General features: G+C 71.6%; 15 protein-coding genes. 11 read left to right on the top strand and 4 right to left on the bottom strand.

All coding sequences use genetic code 11. The features are described from left to right. The first annotated feature begins 1 nt into the window (after position 1). The 8 genes from G3I54_RS09630 to G3I54_RS09595 all read left to right on the top strand — a co-directional run bounded on the left by G3I54_RS09630 (position 2) and on the right by G3I54_RS09595 (position 7492). Entirely contained in the window at positions 2-1132 is a 1131-nt protein-coding gene (locus tag G3I54_RS09630; RefSeq protein WP_164613073.1) for an MCE family protein, read from the top strand. Beyond that, positions 1129-2355 (top strand): MCE family protein, encoded by a 1227-nt coding sequence (locus G3I54_RS09625; RefSeq protein WP_164613071.1) that lies wholly within the window; start codon positions 1129-1131, stop codon positions 2353-2355. Before G3I54_RS09630 ends, G3I54_RS09625 begins: the two co-directional genes overlap by 4 nt. Then, positions 2352-3587: an MlaD family protein gene (locus G3I54_RS09620; protein ID WP_164613069.1), complete on the top strand. Its 1236-nt coding sequence runs from the start codon at positions 2352-2354 to the stop codon at positions 3585-3587. The genes G3I54_RS09625 and G3I54_RS09620 overlap by 4 nt, the downstream gene beginning before the upstream one ends. Next, complete coding sequence (locus G3I54_RS09615; protein ID WP_164613067.1) at positions 3584-4105, top strand: hypothetical protein; 522 nt, start codon at positions 3584-3586, stop codon at positions 4103-4105. The genes G3I54_RS09620 and G3I54_RS09615 overlap by 4 nt, the downstream gene beginning before the upstream one ends. 23 nt (positions 4106-4128) lie before the next feature. Further along, complete coding sequence (locus G3I54_RS09610; RefSeq protein WP_164613065.1) at positions 4129-4737, top strand: hypothetical protein; 609 nt, start codon at positions 4129-4131, stop codon at positions 4735-4737. 140 nt (positions 4738-4877) lie between these two features. Beyond that, complete coding sequence (locus G3I54_RS09605; protein ID WP_164613124.1) at positions 4878-5375, top strand: nuclear transport factor 2 family protein; 498 nt, start codon at positions 4878-4880, stop codon at positions 5373-5375. A gap of 68 nt (positions 5376-5443) precedes the next feature. Next, complete coding sequence (locus G3I54_RS09600; RefSeq protein WP_164613063.1) at positions 5444-6217, top strand: hypothetical protein; 774 nt, start codon at positions 5444-5446, stop codon at positions 6215-6217. A gap of 21 nt (positions 6218-6238) precedes the next feature. Beyond that, a complete protein-coding gene (locus tag G3I54_RS09595) occupies positions 6239-7492 on the top strand; it encodes a lytic transglycosylase domain-containing protein (protein WP_164613061.1) in 1254 nt (417 codons plus the stop codon). Here the strand turns inward: G3I54_RS09595 and G3I54_RS09590 are convergent. After that, entirely contained in the window at positions 7481-8542 is a 1062-nt protein-coding gene (locus tag G3I54_RS09590; protein WP_164613059.1) for an ATP-dependent DNA ligase, read from the bottom strand. The genes G3I54_RS09595 and G3I54_RS09590 overlap by 12 nt on opposite strands. 76 nt (positions 8543-8618) lie before the next feature. Between G3I54_RS09590 and ligD the strand changes: the two genes are divergently transcribed. Next, positions 8619-9644, top strand: coding sequence for a non-homologous end-joining DNA ligase (gene ligD, locus G3I54_RS09585; protein ID WP_203685825.1), 1026 nt, complete (start codon positions 8619-8621; stop codon positions 9642-9644). Beyond that, entirely contained in the window at positions 9641-10768 is a 1128-nt protein-coding gene (locus G3I54_RS09580; protein WP_164613056.1) for an ABC transporter permease, read from the top strand. Before ligD ends, G3I54_RS09580 begins: the two co-directional genes overlap by 4 nt. Before the next feature lie 16 nt (positions 10769-10784). Here G3I54_RS09580 and G3I54_RS09575 read toward each other — a convergent pair whose 3' ends face one another. Then, positions 10785-13025, bottom strand: a complete 2241-nt coding sequence (locus G3I54_RS09575; RefSeq protein ID WP_164613054.1) for a family 16 glycoside hydrolase — start codon at positions 13023-13025, stop codon at positions 10785-10787. Further along, entirely contained in the window at positions 13022-15526 is a 2505-nt protein-coding gene (locus G3I54_RS09570) for a ThuA domain-containing protein (protein ID WP_203685824.1), read from the bottom strand. The genes G3I54_RS09575 and G3I54_RS09570 overlap by 4 nt, the downstream gene beginning before the upstream one ends. A 282-nt stretch (positions 15527-15808) precedes the next feature. Here G3I54_RS09570 and G3I54_RS09565 point away from each other — a divergent pair, with 282 nt between their 5' ends. Continuing rightward, complete coding sequence (locus tag G3I54_RS09565) at positions 15809-16843, top strand: multicopper oxidase domain-containing protein (protein WP_164613052.1); 1035 nt, start codon at positions 15809-15811, stop codon at positions 16841-16843. A 39-nt stretch (positions 16844-16882) separates the two neighbouring features. Here G3I54_RS09565 and G3I54_RS09560 read toward each other — a convergent pair. Continuing rightward, a partial coding sequence (locus tag G3I54_RS09560; protein WP_164613050.1) for a DEAD/DEAH box helicase occupies positions 16883-18585 on the bottom strand: 1703 nt, incomplete at its 5' end.

Raw genomic sequence — 18585 nt, 5'->3', positions numbered from 1 at the left:
CATGAGACGCACCCGCATCATCGGCATCGGAGCCGGACTGGCCCTCGTCGCCGTCGCGGCCGCCACCGGCGTCAGCGCCCTGGAGGAGGACGGGAAGACCACGGTCACCGCCTACTTCGACCGGGCCACCGGCGTCTACGCCGGATCCGACCTGCGGATCCTCGGCGTCAAGGTCGGCACCGTCGACTCCGTCGAGCCGCGCGGCGAGGAGGTCAAGGTCGTGCTGCGCCTCGACCGGGGCATCGACGTCCCCAAGGACGCCCACGCCGTCGTCGTCGCGCCCAGCCTCGTGGCCGACCGCTACATCCAGCTCGCCCCGGCCTACGACGGCGGACCCCGCCTCGCCGACGACGCGGTCCTGCCCGCCGCCCGCAACGCCACCCCCGTCGAGGTCGACGAGCTGTACGCCTCCATCACCGAACTCTCCACCGCGCTCGGCCCGAACGGGGCCAATGCCGACGGGGCGCTCGCCCGGCTCCTGGACACCGGGGCGAAGAACCTCGACGGCAACGGCAAGGCCATCGGGGACTCCATCGAGCAGTTCGGCAAGGCCACCAAGACGCTCGACAAGAGCAGCGGCGACCTGTTCGACACCCTGACCTACCTCCAGACCTTCACCACCATGCTCAAGGAGAACGACGGCAACGTCCGCAGCGCCGAGCAGCAGCTGAACACGGTCACCTCCTTCCTCGCCGACGACAAGAAGAACCTCAGCGCCGCCCTCAAGGAACTCGGCACCGCCCTCGGCCAGGTCAAGGCGTTCATCGCGAAGAACCGCGGCGCGCTCAAGAAGAACGTCGAGGCGCTGGTGCCCGTCACCCAGGCCCTCGTCGACCAGCGCGCCTCGCTCGCCGAGGCGATGGACACCCTGCCGCTCGCCGCCGGAAACGTGCTCAACGCCTACGACCCGGCCAACCGCACTCTCAACGGGCGCACCAACCTCAACGAACTGTCCATGGGCGGCCCGCTTGTCGACCCCGGGGCCGCCGAAGCGGCCGGCCGGCTCACCGGCCTCGCCCCCGTCGACGCGAACCGCCGCAAGGCCCTGCCCGTCCTGCCGCTGCCCGAGGTCGGCACGGTCTACGGCACCCCCGAGAAGCAGCCCGGCAAGCAGAAGGGGGCACGACGATGAACGACGACGCCCGGCGCAGACCCGTCGTACGGGCCGCCGTCTCAGCCGTGGCCCTGCTCGCCACCGGCGCCCTGATCGCCCTGGTCGTGGTCCGCCCCGACGCCCCCTCCTTCACCGGCATCGAGCAGATCCCGCTGCCCGGCGGCGCGGACCTCGGCGACCGCCCGTACGAGGTCACCGCCGAGTTCGGCGATGTCCTCAGCCTCGCCCCGCAGTCCTCGGTCAAGGTCAACGACGTGTCCGTCGGGCGCGTCACGAAGATCGCCCTCGCCCCGGACGGCTGGCGGGCCCGGGTCACCATGCGGGTCAACGGGAAGATCGAGCTGCCCGCCAACGCGTACGCCCGCCTCGAACAGTCCAGCCTGCTCGGCGAGAAGTTCATCCAGCTCGCCCCGCCCCCCGAGGGCACCGCACAGGGCTCGCTCGCCGCCGGGGGCCGCATCCCGCTCTCCCGCACCAACCGGAACCCGGAGGTCGAAGAGGTCTTCGGAGCCCTGTCGCTGCTCCTCAACGGCGGCGGCGTCAACCAGCTCAAGACCATCACCACCGAGCTGAACAAGGCGCTCGCGGGACAGGAACCGCAGATCCGCTCCATGCTCAAGCGGGTCGACACGCTCGTCACCAACCTGGACGAGAACAAGGGCGACATCACCAAGGCCCTGGACGGCGTCAACCGGCTCGCCGCCACCCTCGCCACCCGCAAGCAGGACGTCGGCACGGTCCTGACCGGGCTCAGCCCCGGACTCAAGGTCCTGGAGAAGCAGCGCGGCTCCCTGCTGACCATGCTGCGCTCCCTCGACACCCTCTCCACCGTGGCCGTCGACACGATCAACCGGAGCAAAGCCGACATGATCGCCGACCTCAAGGCGCTCGCCCCGACCCTCAAGGCGCTCGCCGACTCCGGCCAGGACCTCCCCGACTCCCTCCAGGTGCTGCTGACCTACCCCTTCACGGACGAGGTGCTGCGCGGCGTCAAGGGCGACTACCTCAACGTCTACCTGGACGTGACGGCCCTGCCCGGTACGCAGATCATCCCGCCGCTCACCCCGGACGAGCCCGGCATCCCGCTGCCCCCGGCCGAGGGCGAGGGCGCGGCGGCAGCGGCCCGCAGCACACTCCCGCTGCCGCTCCCGGCCGTGTCGGGCACACCGAGGACCACCGCTCCGGGCGCGCCGAAGACCACACCGGGCACGCCGGAGACCGAGAAGGAGGCGACACCGTGATCACCCTCGCCATCCGGCTGAAGAACCTCGCCTTCCTCGTCATCGCCGTCCTGGTCCTCGGCTATCTCGGCGTGCGGTACGCCGATCTCGGCCACTACGTCGGACTCCGCAGCTACTACACCGTCACGGTCCAACTCCCGCAGACGGGCGGCCTGTACACCCACTCCAACGTCACCTACCGGGGCGTCTCCGTGGGCCGGGTCGGGCCGATCGAGCTGACCGAGGAGGGCGTCGAGGCCCAGCTGCGGATCGAGAAGGACGCCCCGCCGATCCCGGACAGCCTCACCGCCGTCGTCGCGAACCTCTCGGCGGTCGGCGAGCAGTACGTCGATCTGCGGCCCACCCGCAAGGACGGGCCGTTCCTGGGCAACGGCTCGGTCATCGACGAGGCGGACACCACCATTCCCGCACCCCCGACCGACGTCCTCACCAGCGTCGACGACCTGGCGAGCTCGGTGGACCTGGAGAGTCTGCGGACCGTCGTCGAGGAGTTCGGGGCCGCCTTCGAAGGGCGCGGCGACGACCTCCAGGTCCTGCTGGACACCGGCGGCGACTTCATCGAGGCCGCGGACAAGGCCCTGCCGGTCACCACCCGGCTGATGGCCGACGGCGAGCGCGTCCTGCGGACCCAGGCCGAACAGGGGCAGGCACTCAAGGGCTTCGCCTCGGGGGCCAAGGAACTGGCCGCCGAACTCAAGGGCTCCGACACCGACCTGCGCCGCCTCATCGCGACCACCCCGGACGCCGCCGTCCAGATCAGCGGACTGCTGCGCGATGTGGACCCGGCCTTCGGCGTCGTCGTCGCCAACCTCCTCACCACCTCGGAGGTCGCCGTCACCCGCCAACGCGGTCTGGAGGAACTCCTCGTGAAGCTACCCGCCGTCGCCGCCGCCGGAGCGAGCGCGGTCGACGACGACGGCGCCCGGTTCGGGATGTCCGTCACCTTCTTCGAACCGCTGCCCTGCACCGCGGGCTACGGCGGCACGGTCTACCGCAACGGTCTCAACACCTCGGCCGGCCCCGCCGTGAACACCGCCGCCCGCTGCACCTCCTCGCCCGGTACCGGTATCAACGTCCGGGGCAGCGCCAACGCCCCCAAGGGCGGCCCGGTGCCGAAACCCGCCGTACCGGGCTCGATGAAGCTGCCCGGGACCGTGGCCGGCGCGCCCGCGGCCTCACAGCCGCCGACCGAGGGCATGGCCGGACTGCTCGGCCTGGGAGGCGGCTCATGACCCCCCGCACCCGAAGCCGGGCCGGCTGGGCCGTTCTCCTCGTCGCCGCGCTGCTCTGCGGCCTGGGCGCCTGGTCGTACGGGCAGGCCCGCGGCGACCGCTCGCTGGCCTACGCGAAGGCCCGCGACACCGCCCTGACCGAGGGCAAGCGGCATCTCGCCACGCTGAACAGCCTGGACGGCGAGAACGCGAAACGGGTCGACGAGGGGCTGCGGGCCTGGCTGGACTCCTCGACAGGACCGCTGCACGACCAGCTGGAGCGGACCCGGAAGGCCGACGCGAAGTCCCTGACGACAGCGGGCGACACGGCCCGCGGCAAGGTCACATCGGCGGCGCTGACCGCACTGGACGAGCGCACGGGCACGGCGGAGCTGATCGCCACCGTGGACGTCCAGGTCACCCCGCGCACCGGCGCGGCCGGCACCCAGCGCAAGCGGTTCGCGGCGACCCTCGCCCGTACGGCCGATGGCTGGAAGGTCAAGGCGCTCACGGCGATCGGAACGGGCGGCGGCCGATGAGGCCGCGGGGAGGAACGCCGACGATGAACAGCACGACGACGGACACGACGGACACGGAGCCCGAGACGGCCGCGGTGGACGAGACGGTCGCGGTGGACGAGCCGGACGTGGCAGATGCCGTGGACGTGACCCGCCGCCGTCGGCCACGCGTCCTCGGCGTTCTGCTGACCATCGCCCTGATCGCTACGGGCGGCGCCCTCTACGCCGAGGGCCGCCAGCTGCGCGATACCCCGGCCACCGCGAACCTCGCCCTCACCGACGCGGAGGCGACCGCCCGCGTCACCGGCGACGTCAGCAGCGCGCTCGGGAAGATCTTCTCGTACGGTCCCGGGGCCACCGCCACCACCAGGGCGGCGGCGAAAGAGGTCCTGGCGGGCAAGGCGCTCCAGCAGTACGCGGCCCTGTTCGGCCAGGTCGAGCGGCAGTCCACCGACCAGAAGCTGACGCTCACCACCGAGGTCGTCCGGGCCGGGGTGACCCGGCTGACCGGCAGCAGCGCCCACCTCCTGGTCTTCCTCGACCAGGTCTACGAGCGCCGCGGCCGCGCCCCCACCACCGCCTCCGCGCAGCTCACGGTGACCGCCGAACTGCGCGACGGGCGCTGGTGGATCGTCGAGATCGGCTCCACATGACGGCGGGCCGGAGGCGACGGCGCACCGGTCCGGTTCGGCAGGCAGGGGAGAGGCAGCACATGGCACGGGAGCGCAAAGCACAGCAGGACGCGGCGGACACGCCGGCCGGGGAGGTACGGGCGAGGGCCAGGAATCCGCTGGTGATCGTCGCGCTGGCCCTCGCCGTGTGCGCGGCCGGAGCGGCGGGCTGGGGCGGCTGGTCGCGCTACGAGGCCGCGCACGACGACGCGGCGTCCTTCGCGCAGGCGCGGGACGACGCGCTGGCCGCGGGCGAGCAGGCGGTGCAGAACATGAACACCCTGGACCACCGCTCGCTGGAGGAGGGGCTCGACAGCTGGGAGCAGTCCACGACCGGCGATCTGCACCGCCAACTCATCGACGGACGCGACGCGTTCGCGAAGCAGATCACCGAGGCGAAGACGGTGAGCACGGCCAAGGTCCTCTCCGGCGCGGTGACCGAACTGGACCAACGGGCGGGCCGGGCCGGGGTGATGGTGGCGATCCGGGTCACCGTGACCGCGCCGAAGGGCGAACCGGCGGTGAAGGAGAGCCGGTTGCTCGGGAGCCTCACCCGGACCGCCGACGGGTGGAAGCTCAGCGCGCTGGGCCAGGCGCCCGTCGGGAGCACGGCCGGCTGACCTCCGCCCCCTCCCATCCGCCCGCCCAGCCCAGCCCCGCCCCGCACGCCCCGGAGAGGACCCCGCCCATGTCGACGACCCGCCACCTCGTCAACCGCCGCCGCCGGCTGGCCACGGCACCACCGCGCACGGCGGAGGCCGGGACGGAACCGGTGGCCGGGCCGACCGCCGGCCCGGCCACCGCGACCGAGCCCGACCCACCGGCCGCACCGGACACCGCTGCCGCACCGGACACCGCTGCCGAACCGAGCACCGTTGCCGATACGGAAGCAGGCACCGACACCGCTCCCGATGCCCCGGCCGCCGCCCCTCGCGCCAGGTCGCCCCGCCTCCGCGTCACGCTGCCCGTCCTGCTGTGCGCCCTCACCGTGCTCCTGGGCGCCTTCGCCGCCTGGGCGTTCGCCTCGGCGAGCGGTCTCCGCGACGAGCCGGCCCGGCAGAACACCGCGCTCACCGACATCGGCCGGACCAGTGAGGTGAAGGGCCGGATCAGTGAGGCGGTCGGCGCGGTGTTCAGTTACGACTACGCCTCGCCCGCCAGGTCCGACCGTGCGGCGAGCACCTATCTGACCGGCCGGGCCGTGCGGCAGCACAAGGACATGCTCGCCGACGTACGGGAACAGGCCCCGAAGCAGAAGCTCGTCCTGACCACCACCGTCACCGAGAGCGGCGTCGAGTTCCTCGACGGCGACCGGGCCCGGCTGCTGGTCTTCGCCGACCAGAGCAACACCCGTACGGGCAAGGACGAGGAGACGACGTACGCGGCGGCCATGTTCGCCGTGGACGCCGTCCGCCGCGGGGACACCTGGCTGATCGCCGCCATCGACACGTTCACTCGCTGAGCCCCGGAGAGGGGAGCCCCCATGAGGTTCGACCGCACCGTGCGCCGCCGACTGGGCACCACGGCCACCGCCGTCGCCGCGATGACCGCGCTCACCGCGTCCCAGGCCCCGGGGTTCGCCCTGCCCGAGCCCCGGCAGGAGAAGACGGCGGCCTCCGACGACGTCGTGTGGACCGAGGTGCCGGGCGACGACGTCTACCACACCGAGCTGCCGCCGCTACGGACCCCGAAGCCGCCGGGGCCCCTGAAGCCCGGTACGAAACCCGACCCCGTGGTGGTCCGCGCCTGGTCCGAGGCGGGCATTCCGGCCACCGTCCTGGACGCCTACCGCAAGGCGGAGGGCGCGGTGGGCCGCAGCGACCCGGGCTGCGGACTGCCGTGGCAGCTGCTCGCGGCGATCGGCAAGGTCGAGTCCGGCCAGGCCTCCGGCGGGCGGGTCGACGCGCGCGGGACGACGCTCAGCCCGATCCTCGGCCCGGCGCTCGACGGCGACGGCTTCGCGCTGATCCGGGACACCGACCAGGGAGCCTACGACGGCGACCGCGCCTTCGACCGGGCTGTGGGGCCGATGCAGTTCATCCCGTCCACGTGGGCGTCCTGGGGCGCGGACGGCAACGGCGACGGCCGCAAGGACCCGAACAACATCTACGACGCGGCGCTCGCCGCCGGGCACTACCTCTGCGCCGGGCCCCGTGATCTGACCCGCCGCGCCGACCTGGACCGGGCCATCCTCAGCTACAACCGCTCGGACACCTATCTGCGGACGGTGCTGTCCTGGCTGGAGTTCTACCGCAACGGCAGCCACCCGGTCGCCGACGGCGAGGGGGTCCTCCCGGTCAGCCCCGGCCCCGGCGGAAAGACCCGGCCCAAGGCCCCGGTCGGCGGCCCCGGCGCGCCGGAACGCCCCGGCAAGGGGGACGGCGGTGTCGTCGTCGGCCCGCAGCCCACGCGGCCGCCGAGCCCGACGCCCACACCGCGCCCCACGGGCCCCGGCTCGCCGAGCCCGAGCCCCGACCCGACGGACCCCGGCCCCACCGAGCCCGGACCCAGCCCCGATCCGACGGACCCGACCGACCCGGGCCCCACCGAACCGGGCCCGAGCCCCAGCCCCGACCCGACCGGGCCCACCACCCCGCCCGACCCCGGCGGGACCGACCCGGGCTGCCCCGACGACACCCCGTCGCCGTCCCCGTCCGACGACGCCGGCACGCCCGCGCCGGGCGGGTCGGACGAGCCCTGCGCCACGCCGACCGGCGACCCGGAGTCAGCCGCCTGACAACACCTCGGACAGGTCGTAGGAGACGACCTCCTCCAGCTGCGCGTACGTACAGCCGGCGGGGGACCGGTCCGGCCGCCACCGGCGGAACTGCGTGGTGTGCCGGAACCGGTCGCCCTCCATGTGGTCGTAGGCCACCTCGCACACCCGCTCCGGGCGCAGCGGCACCCAGGACTGGTCCTTCTTGCCCGTCCAGCGGTTCTGCGTGCCCGGCAGCCGGGATTGTTCGTGCGCCGCCGCGTCCGCCCACGCCCCCCACGGATGTTCGGCGAACTCGCAGCGCAGCGGGGCGAGTTCCTCGGCGAGCTCGGCGCGCCGCTTCATCGGGAAGGCCGCGCAGACCCCGACGTGCTGGAGCACGCCGTCGGCGCCGTACAGGCCGAGCAGCAGCGAGCCGACGACCGGGCCGCTCTTGTGCTCGCGGTAGCCCGCCACCACGACGTCGGCGGTCCGCTCGTGCTTGATCTTGTACATCGCCCGGGTGTCGGGCCGGTAGGGCAGATCGAGCGGCTTCGCCACGACCCCGTCGAGCCCGGCGCCCTCGTACCGGTCGAACCACTCGCGGGCGATCTCGATGTCCGTGGTGGACGGGGCGAGGAGGACGGGCGCGGACGCGCCGGAGAGCGCGGCCTTCAGCACCTCCCGTCGGTCCGCCTGCCGGGTGGCGAGAAGAGAGGTGTCGTCGACCGCGAGGACGTCGAAGGCGATGAAGCTCGCCGGGGTCTGCTCGGCGAGCATCCGCACCCGGGAGTCCGCCGGATGGATGCGCTCGCTGAGCCGCTCGAAGTCGAGCCGCCCCTCGTGGGCGATGACGATCTCCCCGTCGATCACACAACGCGGCGGAAGGTTGTCCCGTACGGCGTCGACCAGATCGGGGAAGTAGCGGGTCAGGGACTTGCCCGTACGGCTGCCGATCTCGACCTCGTCGCCGTCCCGGTACACGATCGCCCGGAAGCCGTCCCACTTCGCCTCGTAACTCATGCCCGGCGGGATCTTGGCCACCGACTTGGCGAGCATCGGCTTCACGGGCGGCATCACCGGCAGGTCCATGGCCCGATTCTGGACCGGCCGCCCACCCATGTCTCCCGATGTGCGGCATATGTGCGACCGGCCTACGGTGGCCGACATGGGAGCAGCGGTGGAGCTGGACGCGGGCGGACGGGCCGTGAGGCTGTCCAACCCGGACAAGGTGTACTTCCCGGAGAAGGGCTACACCAAGAGGGACGTGGCCGAGTACTTCCTGGCGGTCGGCCCCGGCATCACGCGTGCCCTGAACCACCGGCCTACCACCCTCCAGCGCTTCGTGGACGGGGTCGAGGGCGACTTCTTCTACCAGAAGCGCGCCCCGAAGAACCTCCCCGAGTGGATCCCCACCGCCCGTATCGCCTTCCCCAGCGGCCGTCCCGCCGACGAGATCTGCCCGACCGAGCTCGCCGCCGTGATCTGGGCCGCCAACCTCGGCACGCTCACCTTCCACCCGTGGCCGGTCCGCGCCGGGGACACCGACCACCCGGACGAACTCCGTATCGACCTGGACCCGCAGCCCGGCACCGACTACGCCGACGCGGTCACCGCCGCCCACGAACTGCGCTCCGTCCTGGAGGACCACGGCGTACGCGGCTGGCCCAAGACCTCCGGCGGGCGCGGGATGCACGTCTTCGTGCCCATCGAGCCCGCCTGGACCTTCGTGGAGGTGCGGCGCGCCGCCATCGCCGCCGGGCGCGAGCTGGAGCGGCGGATGCCCGAGCGGGTGACGACCGCCTGGTGGAAGGAGGAGCGCGGCGAGCGGATCTTCGTCGACTTCAACCAGACCGCCCGCGACCGCACCATCGCCTCCGCCTACTCCGTACGCCCCTTCCCGCACGCCCCGGTCTCCGCGCCGCTGCGCTGGGAGGAGATCGACGACGCCGAACCGCGCGACTTCGACATCCGCACACTCCCGGTGCGCTACGCCGAACTCGGCGACGTCCACGCCGACATGGACCAGGAGGCGTTCCGGCTCGACGGACTGCTGGAGCTGGCCGACCGGGACGAGAAGGAACGCGGGCTCGGCGACATGCCCTACCCGCCGGAGTACCCGAAGATGCCCGGCGAGCCCAAGCGCGTCCAGCCCAGCCGCGCCCGCCACGACGACGACGGCGAGATGGCGTGAGCGGGAGCGGGAGCGGGGAAACGGGCGGCGAGCGGAGCGGCGAGAACGGCGGCGAGCGGAGCGGCAGCAGCGAGAGGCACGGCGCGCACGGGCGGCCGCGCACCCTCCGCGAGCGCTGGGAGGCGTACAAGAACAGCCCGTTCCTCCCCGCGACCGTCCTCGTCCTCATCGTCGCCGCTGCGGCCGGTCTCTTCGCCGGCTCCTACACGTACGCGATGGCCGACCCCACTCCGCACCGCATTCCGGCGGCCCTGGTCACCCGGCCCGAGGTGCAGCGCGGCGAGGCGTTCGTCGCCGGGATGGAGAAGGCGCTCGACGCCTCGCTGGAGCTGCGCGACTATCCGGACGTCGCCGACGCCCGCCGTGCCCTGGACGAACAGAAGGTCTTCGCCATCGTGCGCGCGTCCGACAGCGGGGTGGCGCTCGACGTGGCCGGAGCCTCCGGCGCGTCCGTGGCCGAACTGCTCGGCAAGGCCGGGCTGGAGGTGGGCGACGCCACCGGCGTCGAGGTCACCGTCCGGGACGTCAAGCCGCTCCAGCGGGGCGATCCGCGCGGGCTGGCCCTGTTCTACATCTCGCTGGCCGCCGTGATCATGGGCTTCCTCGGCGCGATCCAGCTCAGCGTGCACGCCCACGGCCTCAACCCGGCCGAGCGCATCGCCTTCACCGCCGCGTACGCCCTGCTCGGCGGCTTCGCCATCGCGGCGGCCGTGGACTGGTGGCTCGGGGCGGTGAACCTGCCGTTCGTCCAGTCCTGGCTGATCCTGGCGTTCACGATGTTCACCTCCGGGATGGTCTTCACCATGTTCAACACCCTGATGGGCCGCTGGGCGATGATCCCGACCTGGGGGGTGATGGTGCTGCTCGGCAACCCGTCCTCCGGCGGGGCGGTGTCCTGGCCGCTGCTGCCCTCGGCGCTCGGACACATCGGCCGCTGGCTGCCGCCGGGCGCGTCCGTCAACGCCCAGCACACCGCCGTCTACTACCAGGGCCACCAGTTCGTCTTCCCGTACCTGGTCCTGGCCGGCTGGGCCCTGGTCTCCTGCACGGTCTTCTGGGTGTGGCGGCACCGACACCCAGGTGGCCGCGCCCGCACGCCGGAGCATGCGGCCGCGGCCACCTGAGACCTTCCCGTGCGGGTTACAGCTCCTTGATCCGGATGTCGCGGTACGAGATGACGTCGGTGACGCCGTGCACCTGGAGCCCGATGTAACCGGAGGCGAACCGCCGGCCGTCGGTGCCCGGGTCGTCGCCGCGCGGCGGCTCGAAGAGCTGGCCGCCGGTGTTGTCGAACTCGTTGATCAGGACACCGTTGCGGTAGATCTCGTAGTGCTGGTCCACCACCTTGATCTCGTAGTCGTTCCAGGTGCCCTTGGGCGTGACCCCGGCGCCGCCGAGACCCACCCGGTCGAAGCCGTACACCGAACCGGTCTTGTACATGTCGCCGTCCGGCCGGTCGTTGATCTGGATCTCATGGCCGTACTTGATGGCGACCCACTCCGGACGGGACTCCTCCGGGTGGTCGTGGACCTTCGGGAAGCGGACGAAGACCCCGCCGTTGGCGTTGCCCGAGCCCGGGGCGTCGTCCCGCCACTGGAGCTTGAGCGAGTAGTCGCCGTAGGCCCGGTTCGGCAGCCACAGCATGCCCATCCCGTCCACCGTGGTGGAGCTGGTGATCGAGCCCTCCTCCTCGTTCAGCTCGAACTTGCCGCCGCCCACCTGCTCCCACTTGGCGAGCGAGGCCGCCGTGCCGTCGAAGAGCTTGGTGTAGCCCTCGGACTGCCCCGGCTTGCCGATGCCCGACTGCTTGGCGGCCTGGTTGATCGCCTTGCGCTCGCGCTGGTCGATGACGCCGTCGGTCTTCAGCTTGTCCAGCACCGACTTCACGTGCTTGAGGAACAGGGCGTTGGAGGACCAGTCCTTCTCGTCCTCGATCAGCTCGTTGATCGTGCAGCGGTTACGGGTGATCCGGTTCGGGACGCCCGTGTCGATCGTGCCGACGAAGACGGTGTGCCGCTCGTCGAACTCCGCGCAGTTCGGCGCGGGAACCCCGCCGCCCTGGGCGATGGTGAACGACACCTTCTTCGCCTCGGAGGTGTTGCCCGCCTTGTCCGTCGCCCGGTGGGCGATCGAGTGGTGGCCGACGCGGTCGACGATCACCGGGGCGGTGTACGCGAGGTACGGGCCGCCGTCGAGACTGTACTCGACCTTGTCCACGCCCGAGTCGTCGTCGGTCGCGGAGACGGTGGCCTTGGCGCTGGTGATGAACGCGCCGTCGCTGTTCTTGTCGCCCTCGACCTTCACCGAGGTCTCCGGAGCCGTCTGGTCCTGCGACGGCGGCTCGACCACGGTGAAGTCGACGGACTTCTCGTCCGCGACATTGCCCGACCGGTCGGTGGCCCGGTAGCGGACGGTGTGCTCGCCCACCTCGTGGACCATCACCGGTGCGGTGTACGGCTGCCACGCGCCGTCCGCGCCGAGCGCGTACTCGATGGTGTTGACGCCGGACCCGGTGTCGGACGCGGTCACGGTGACCGTGGCCATGCCCAGGTAGGCGCCCGCGTCGTCCTTCTCTCCGGTGACGGTCGCCGAGGTCTCCGGCGGCGTCTCGTCGTCGGTCGGCGGGGCGGCGACCGCGAAGTCGACGGACTTCTCCTCGGCCGCGTTGCCCGCCTTGTCGGTGGCCCGGTAGCGGACCGTGTGGTCGCCGACCTCGTTCACCACGACGGGCGCGGTGTAGGGCTGCCACTCGCCGTCCGCGCCGAGCGCGTACTCGACGGTGTCGACGCCGGAACCCTCGTCGGTGGCCTCGACGGTCACCGTGGCCTGGCCGATGTACGCGCCGTCGCCGTTCTGGTCGCCGTCGACCTTCGCCGAGGTCGCGGGGGCCTCGGTGTCCTCGCCGCCACCGCCCTCGGTGACGGTCAGGATGCCCTGCATCTGGCCGTGCCCGGGGATCGTGCAGTGGTAGAAGTACCGGCCGGGCGACAGCGTGACCTCCACGCTGTGCTTGCCGCCCTCGGAGTCACCGGGGTTGGCCAGGATGTTCAGCTGGACGTCGTTGTTGAACTCCGGGTCCGACACGCTGAACGTCAGCGTGTGCGGCATGCTCGTGGTGTTCCCGGTCGCCGTGCTGTTCTCGAAGACGATCGTCGCCTTGCCGGCCACCGCCGTCTTCGGCGCGGTCAGATAGTGGTCGATCGGGTCGCCCGCGGTCCAGGTGAGCACCTGGTCGGCGGCCTTGGCCCCGGGAGCGTCGCCGCCCTTGCCGTACGCGGCCGTGGAGGTCAGCCCGAGGACCATCAGGAGGGATGCCAGCAGGGCCACCCAGAAGCTCGGCGGACGGTGCCGCCCGCGTGCCAGGAGCGAGTGGTGTCTCACTTCGCCGCCGCCTTTCCGACGAGATCCTTGGCGGCCGGGGTCGCGCCGCCGCCCTTGTACGACACGCGCCACAGCGCGGACTTGGAGTCGGAGGTGAAGAAGCCGCGCCCGTAGTCCAGGACGTACAGCGAACCGTCCGGCGCGAACTTCCAGTCCATCAGATTGCGGATGCCGTCCGCCCCGACCGGGATGATCTTCTTCAACGACTCGGCGTGCGTGGGTAGTCCACCCTTGCCGACCGTCTTCGGATCGGTGAGCACGGCGTGCCGGGGCTGGGTGTCGTCGTAGAAGTCGCCGACGAACCACTTGCCGTCCCAGTAGGCGGGCCACTTGGCGGTGGACTCGCTCTGCGCGTCGTAGCGGTAGACCGGGCCGTTCATCGTGGCCTGCCCGCCGCCCTTGAGCCAGGGCAGGAGCTCCTTGCCCTCCTCCGCCTTGTAGCTCGGTACGCCGTTCTCGTCGCGCGGGTAGTCGACCCCGCCGCCCTGCGGTGAGTACCAGATGGTGTTCGGGGTCACCGGCGGCAGCTTGACCAGCCCGTCGTTGTTCGGCGACTCGTTCTTCGGGGCGTCGCAGTCGTACCAGCCCAGCGGCTTGGTCGGGTCCGGCAGATTACGGTCCCGGTAGGGCTGGTTGTTGCCCATGCAGAACGGCCAGCCGTGGTTGCCCGCCTTGGTGATCGCGGCGAACGTGTCGTACTTCGCCGGACCCCAGGTGGTGGACGGCGCGCCCGCGTCGGGCCCGACCCATCCCGCGTACAGCGTGTCCGTCGACGGGTCGATCGAGATCCGGGCCGGGTTGCGCACGCCCATCACATAGATCTCGCCGCGCGTCTTGCCGCCGCCCTCGTCCGGTTCCTCACCGGTAAAGAGGTTGCCCGCGGGCAGGGTGTACGTGCCGTCGTCCTCCGGGTGGATCCGCAGGATCTTCCCGTTGAGGTTGTTGGTGTTGCCGGCCGTGCGCCGGGCGTCGGCGAAGGAGACGCCCTTGTAGTTCGGCTGCGGGTTGTTTCCGGAGTAACCGTCGCTGAAACCGGAGGAGTTGTTGTCACCGGTCGCGATGTACAGGTTGTCCTTCGAGTCCCACGCCAGACCGCCGCCCGCGTGGCAGCAGCTGTTGATCTGCACCGGCCAGTCGAGCAGCACCTTCTCCGATGCCAGGTCCAGCTTGTTCGTCGCCGAATCGAAGGTGAAGCGGGAGACCTGCCGGGTCGCCATGCGCTTGTCGCGGTCGATCTTCGCGTGCGGGGTGTAGTGGAGGTACACCCACCCGTTCGACGCGAAGTCCGGGTCCAGCTCGATACCGAGCAACCCCTCCTCGACCTTGACCAGTTCGTCGCCGCCGCCCTTGTTGCCGAAGACGTCCAGCGCACCGGCCAGGGTGACCTTCTCGGTCTTCGGGTCGTAGACGTGGATCTCGCCCTTGCCCTTGCCGATGTTCGGGTCGTTCCAGTCGATGACGACCGGCTGGGAGCTGTCGGCCCCGCCGCGCCCGATGTAGAAGACCCGGCCGTCCGGGGCGGTCACCAGACCGTGCGGTTCGCCGATCTGGTCGTTCTGGCCCGGCTGGTTGGGCTCGGTGACCCGCTCGGCGGTGTAGTTGGAGGTGATCGTCGCCTTGCAGTCGGCCTGCGAGGTCCGGTTCGTCCAGGAGAGCGCGCCGCGCAGATGGTCGCGGAAGTCGGTCTCGGCGAAGCTGTCCGCCGTACCGCCCATGGCCGTGTAGAAGGAGCGGCCGCCGTCGTAGTCGCGGCACCAGGAGACCGGGTGGTCCCAGCCGTTGGCGCTCGCGCCCGGCTTGTACGTCAACTCCCGTACGCGCGCCACGGTGTGCACCTCACCGGACGGGTTCTTCGTCCAGTTCAGCCACTTGTCGGGCCGCTTCCACTCCAACGGCAGGCTCTTGGTGGCCGGGTGGACCCGGTCACCGATCTCGACCGTCGCGCGCTGCACGGTGGCCGGGCTGTTCGCCGCCGGGCGGGCCCCGACCAGACCGGTGAACCAGTCCGAGTAGGGCTCGGTGCGCGCCGCGTCATGGATGCCGAGGAAGCCGCCGCCGGCCTCCATGTACGCCTCCAGGCCAGCTTCCTGCTCCGGGTCGAGGACGTCGCCGCCGCCGGTCAGGAAGACGACGGCGTGGAAGGAGCCGAGCCGCTTGCCGTTGGTGAACACCTTCGGGTCGTCCGTGGCCACGGTGGTGAACCGCCCGGCCTCCGGGCCGGTCAGCCCGATCTTCTCGATCGCCGCGATCCCGGCATCGGTGTACGGGGCCTCGTCACCCGCCGACGCATGGAAGACCAGCACCTTCACCTGGTTCTTCGCACCCGGCGGAGACGGCAGCGACAACGTTGTCGCCATCTTCTCCACCAGGGCCCGGTCCGGCGATGTGTCCGCGCTGGCCGGGCCGCCGCTGCCCAGCATGGACACGGTCAGTGCGCCGGCCGCCACGGCCGCCGCGAGGCCGCGTCGTGATCTGGACCGGTGATGTGATGCGCGCTGCATGTGGTCACCCACCCCTCTGTGGTCACTGCACCTCTCGGTGACTGTGGCTTGCTCACTCTTCGTCAGAACGCTTCAGCAACTCTTGATTCATTGCGACAGCGCACGAAGCTAGACCTCTTTTCGCGGTCCGCCAATAGCTACGGCAGCAATCGCACGAACTTTGTCCTGAGTGTGGATAAACGGGGTTGCCCCGGCTACGGTGTGGCCCGTTCCGGGGATCCCGTGAGTGCTGTTCCGTACCGGCGGCTTCGCCAGTTTCCTTATCGCAGTGGGGAGTTCGACATGGACCGAAGGACCTTCAGCCGGCGGATGCTGGTCGGCGGAGCGGCGGCCGCCGCGACGGGAGTGACATCGTTGTCGCTCGGAGCGGTGGAGGCAAGCTCGGCCGAGAACCCGCCGCGTACGGCCCCGGCGGGCGGCGTCACACGCCGACTCAAGATGTACGCCGAGAAGCTGCCGAACGGCGAGCTGGGCTACGGCTTCGAGAAGGGCAAGGCCTCGATCCCCGGCCCCCTCATCGAGGTCAACGAGGGCGACACGCTGCACATCGAGTTCGAGAACCTCACCGACGTCGACGCCAGCCTCCATGTCCACGGCGTGGATTACGACATCGCCAACGACGGCACCCGGATGAACAAGAGCCACGTGGAGCCCGGCGGCACCCGTACCTACACCTGGCGCACCCATGCCCCGGGCCGCCGCAAGGACGGCACCTGGGAACCGGGCAGTGCGGGCTACTGGCACTACCACGACCATGTCGTCGGCACGGACCACGGCACCGGCGGCATCCGCAAGGGGCTCTACGGACCGGTCATCGTGCGCCGCAAGGGCGACATCCTGCCGGACCAGACGTGCACGGTCGTCTTCAACGACATGACGATCAACAACAAGACGGCCCACAACAGCGTCAACTTCGAGGCCACGGTGGGTGATCGGCTCGAATTCGTGATGATCACGCACGGCGAGTACTACCACACCTTCCATATCCACGGTCACCGCTGGGCCGACAACCGCACCGGCCTGCTGACCGGCCCGGACGACCCCAGCCGGGTCATCGACAACAAGATCTGCGGACCCGCGGACTCCTTCGGCCTCCAGATCATCGCGGGCGAACGCGTCGGCGCGGGCGCGTGGATGTACCACTGCCATGTCCAGAGCCACTCCGACATGGGGATGGCGGGGCTCCTGCTGATCAAGAAGCCCGACGGCACGATCCCGGGCTACGAACCCCACCATGTGGCGGGCGACACGGACAAGAAGGCCGAGAAGGCCGAGAAGAAGAGCGCCGACGCGGGCGCGGCGGAGCACCAGCACTGACCCCGGCCGTCGCGGGGCCCGCGGAGGGGGCGGGCCCGGTCACGGCCGGCGGGAGTCGTCCACGAGCCGCCGCTGCTCCTCCTCGACGATGCGCCGGGCCAGCTCGGCGTCGGAGACGTCCACCGCGTCCGGGGTGGTCTCCGCGAGATCGCTGCGCCGGGCGTACGCGTCGAAGAGCCGGTCCTTGCGGGCCAGCAGCTCCACCAGGCGCTGGTCCACACTGTCCGTGGCCAGCAGCCGGTGCACCTGGACCGTGCGCACCTGGCCCATCCGGTGGGCACGGGCGACCGCCTGGTGCTCCAGGGTGGGCTTGATCTGCGGCTCGCACAGGATGACCACGGAGGCGGCCTGCATGTTCAGTCCGGTGCCGCCCGCCTGGATCTGGCTCAGCAGCACCGCGTGCCCGTCCACGGCGGAGAACGCGTCGACCAGCTCCTGCCGCCGGGCTGGCGGGACGCTTCCGGAGAGCGGTCCGAAGGCGTCCGGCCCCAGGGCGTCGCCGACCGTCGCGAGGACCTCGCGGAAGTAGGAGAAGACGACCACCTTCAGGCCGTTGTCCCGTGCCTCGTCGACCAGTTCGCGCAGCCGCTCCAACTTGGCGGACGCCTCGGGCACGGCATAGGCGGCCCGGCGCATCCGCATGAACCGCCCCGAGGCGACCGCCTCGCGGTAGGCCTCCCGGTCCGCGGCGCCGAACTCCTCCCACTCGTCCACCTGGACCAGCGCCGGGAGTTCGGCCAGCACATCGACCTGGTTACGGCGCAGATAGGCGGGGGCGACGGCCCGGCGGAAGGCCCGTGAACCGGCCGCGCCGTGCGTGGAGCTGACCGACGGCGCGAGTTCCGGTCGCAGTTGGCGCACCAGGCTGCGGAACTCCTCCACCCGGTTCTCCATCGGGGTGCCCGTGAGGAACAGCACCCGCTCCACCTGCTCCGCCCAGCCGGCGACCGCCCGGGACCGGCGGGCCTCGGGGTTCTTCACGAAGTGGGCCTCGTCCACCACCAGCATCCCGGGCCGCACCTCGGCCGCCGCCACCTCGGGCAGCAGATGCAGCGCGTCGAAGGTGGTCACCGCGACGCCGCCGCTCTCCCGCCAGTCCGCGAACGCCTCGGTCCGCTCCGCGCCGTGCACCGGAACGGCGCGCAGTGTGGAGCGGGCCCGGATTTCCCGGGTCCAGTTGATCAGCACGCTCGCCGGGCACACCACGAGGAAGTGCCGCTCGCCGTGGGCGGCGAGGTGCGCGAGGGCGGCGATGGCCTGCACGGTCTTGCCGAGCCCCATCTCGTCGCCGATGACGACCCGCTTCTGCGCCAGCGCGAAGCGCGCCCCGAACGCCTGGTAGCCGCGCAGGGACACCCGTAGACGCGTGTCGTCGAGGCGCAGCGCGCGCACCCGGTCCGCGATCCCGGCGGGCAGGAACCCCTCGGCGGCATCGCGGTCGGGACCGGTGCCGGACAGCTCGGCGAGCAGGCTGTAGTACTCGGCGGACCGCAGCTCGAAGTCCACCCAGGCCTCGGCCGGCGACGCCGGTGACCGCAGTAGATCGGCCGACGCCTGCGCGAACAGCACCGGCAGCTCCCGCTCCACGGCGTCCGCCACGGCCGACCGCACCGAACCGAGCGCCTCCCGCGCCCGCGCCCGCGCCTCCCGCCCGGTGAACAGCATCCGCAGCCGGCTCCGGGCCGGCGCGGCCGCCGCCGCCGGAGGGCCGAGCCGCTCGGTGAGCCGGCGGGCCGCGTCCA

This window comes from Streptomyces sp. SID14515, from assembly GCF_010548505.1.
GTDB lineage: Bacteria > Actinomycetota > Actinomycetes > Streptomycetales > Streptomycetaceae > Streptomyces > Streptomyces caviscabies.
The sequence above is the reverse complement of the archived record's forward strand: the minus strand, read 5'-3'. Positions and strand labels throughout refer to the sequence as shown.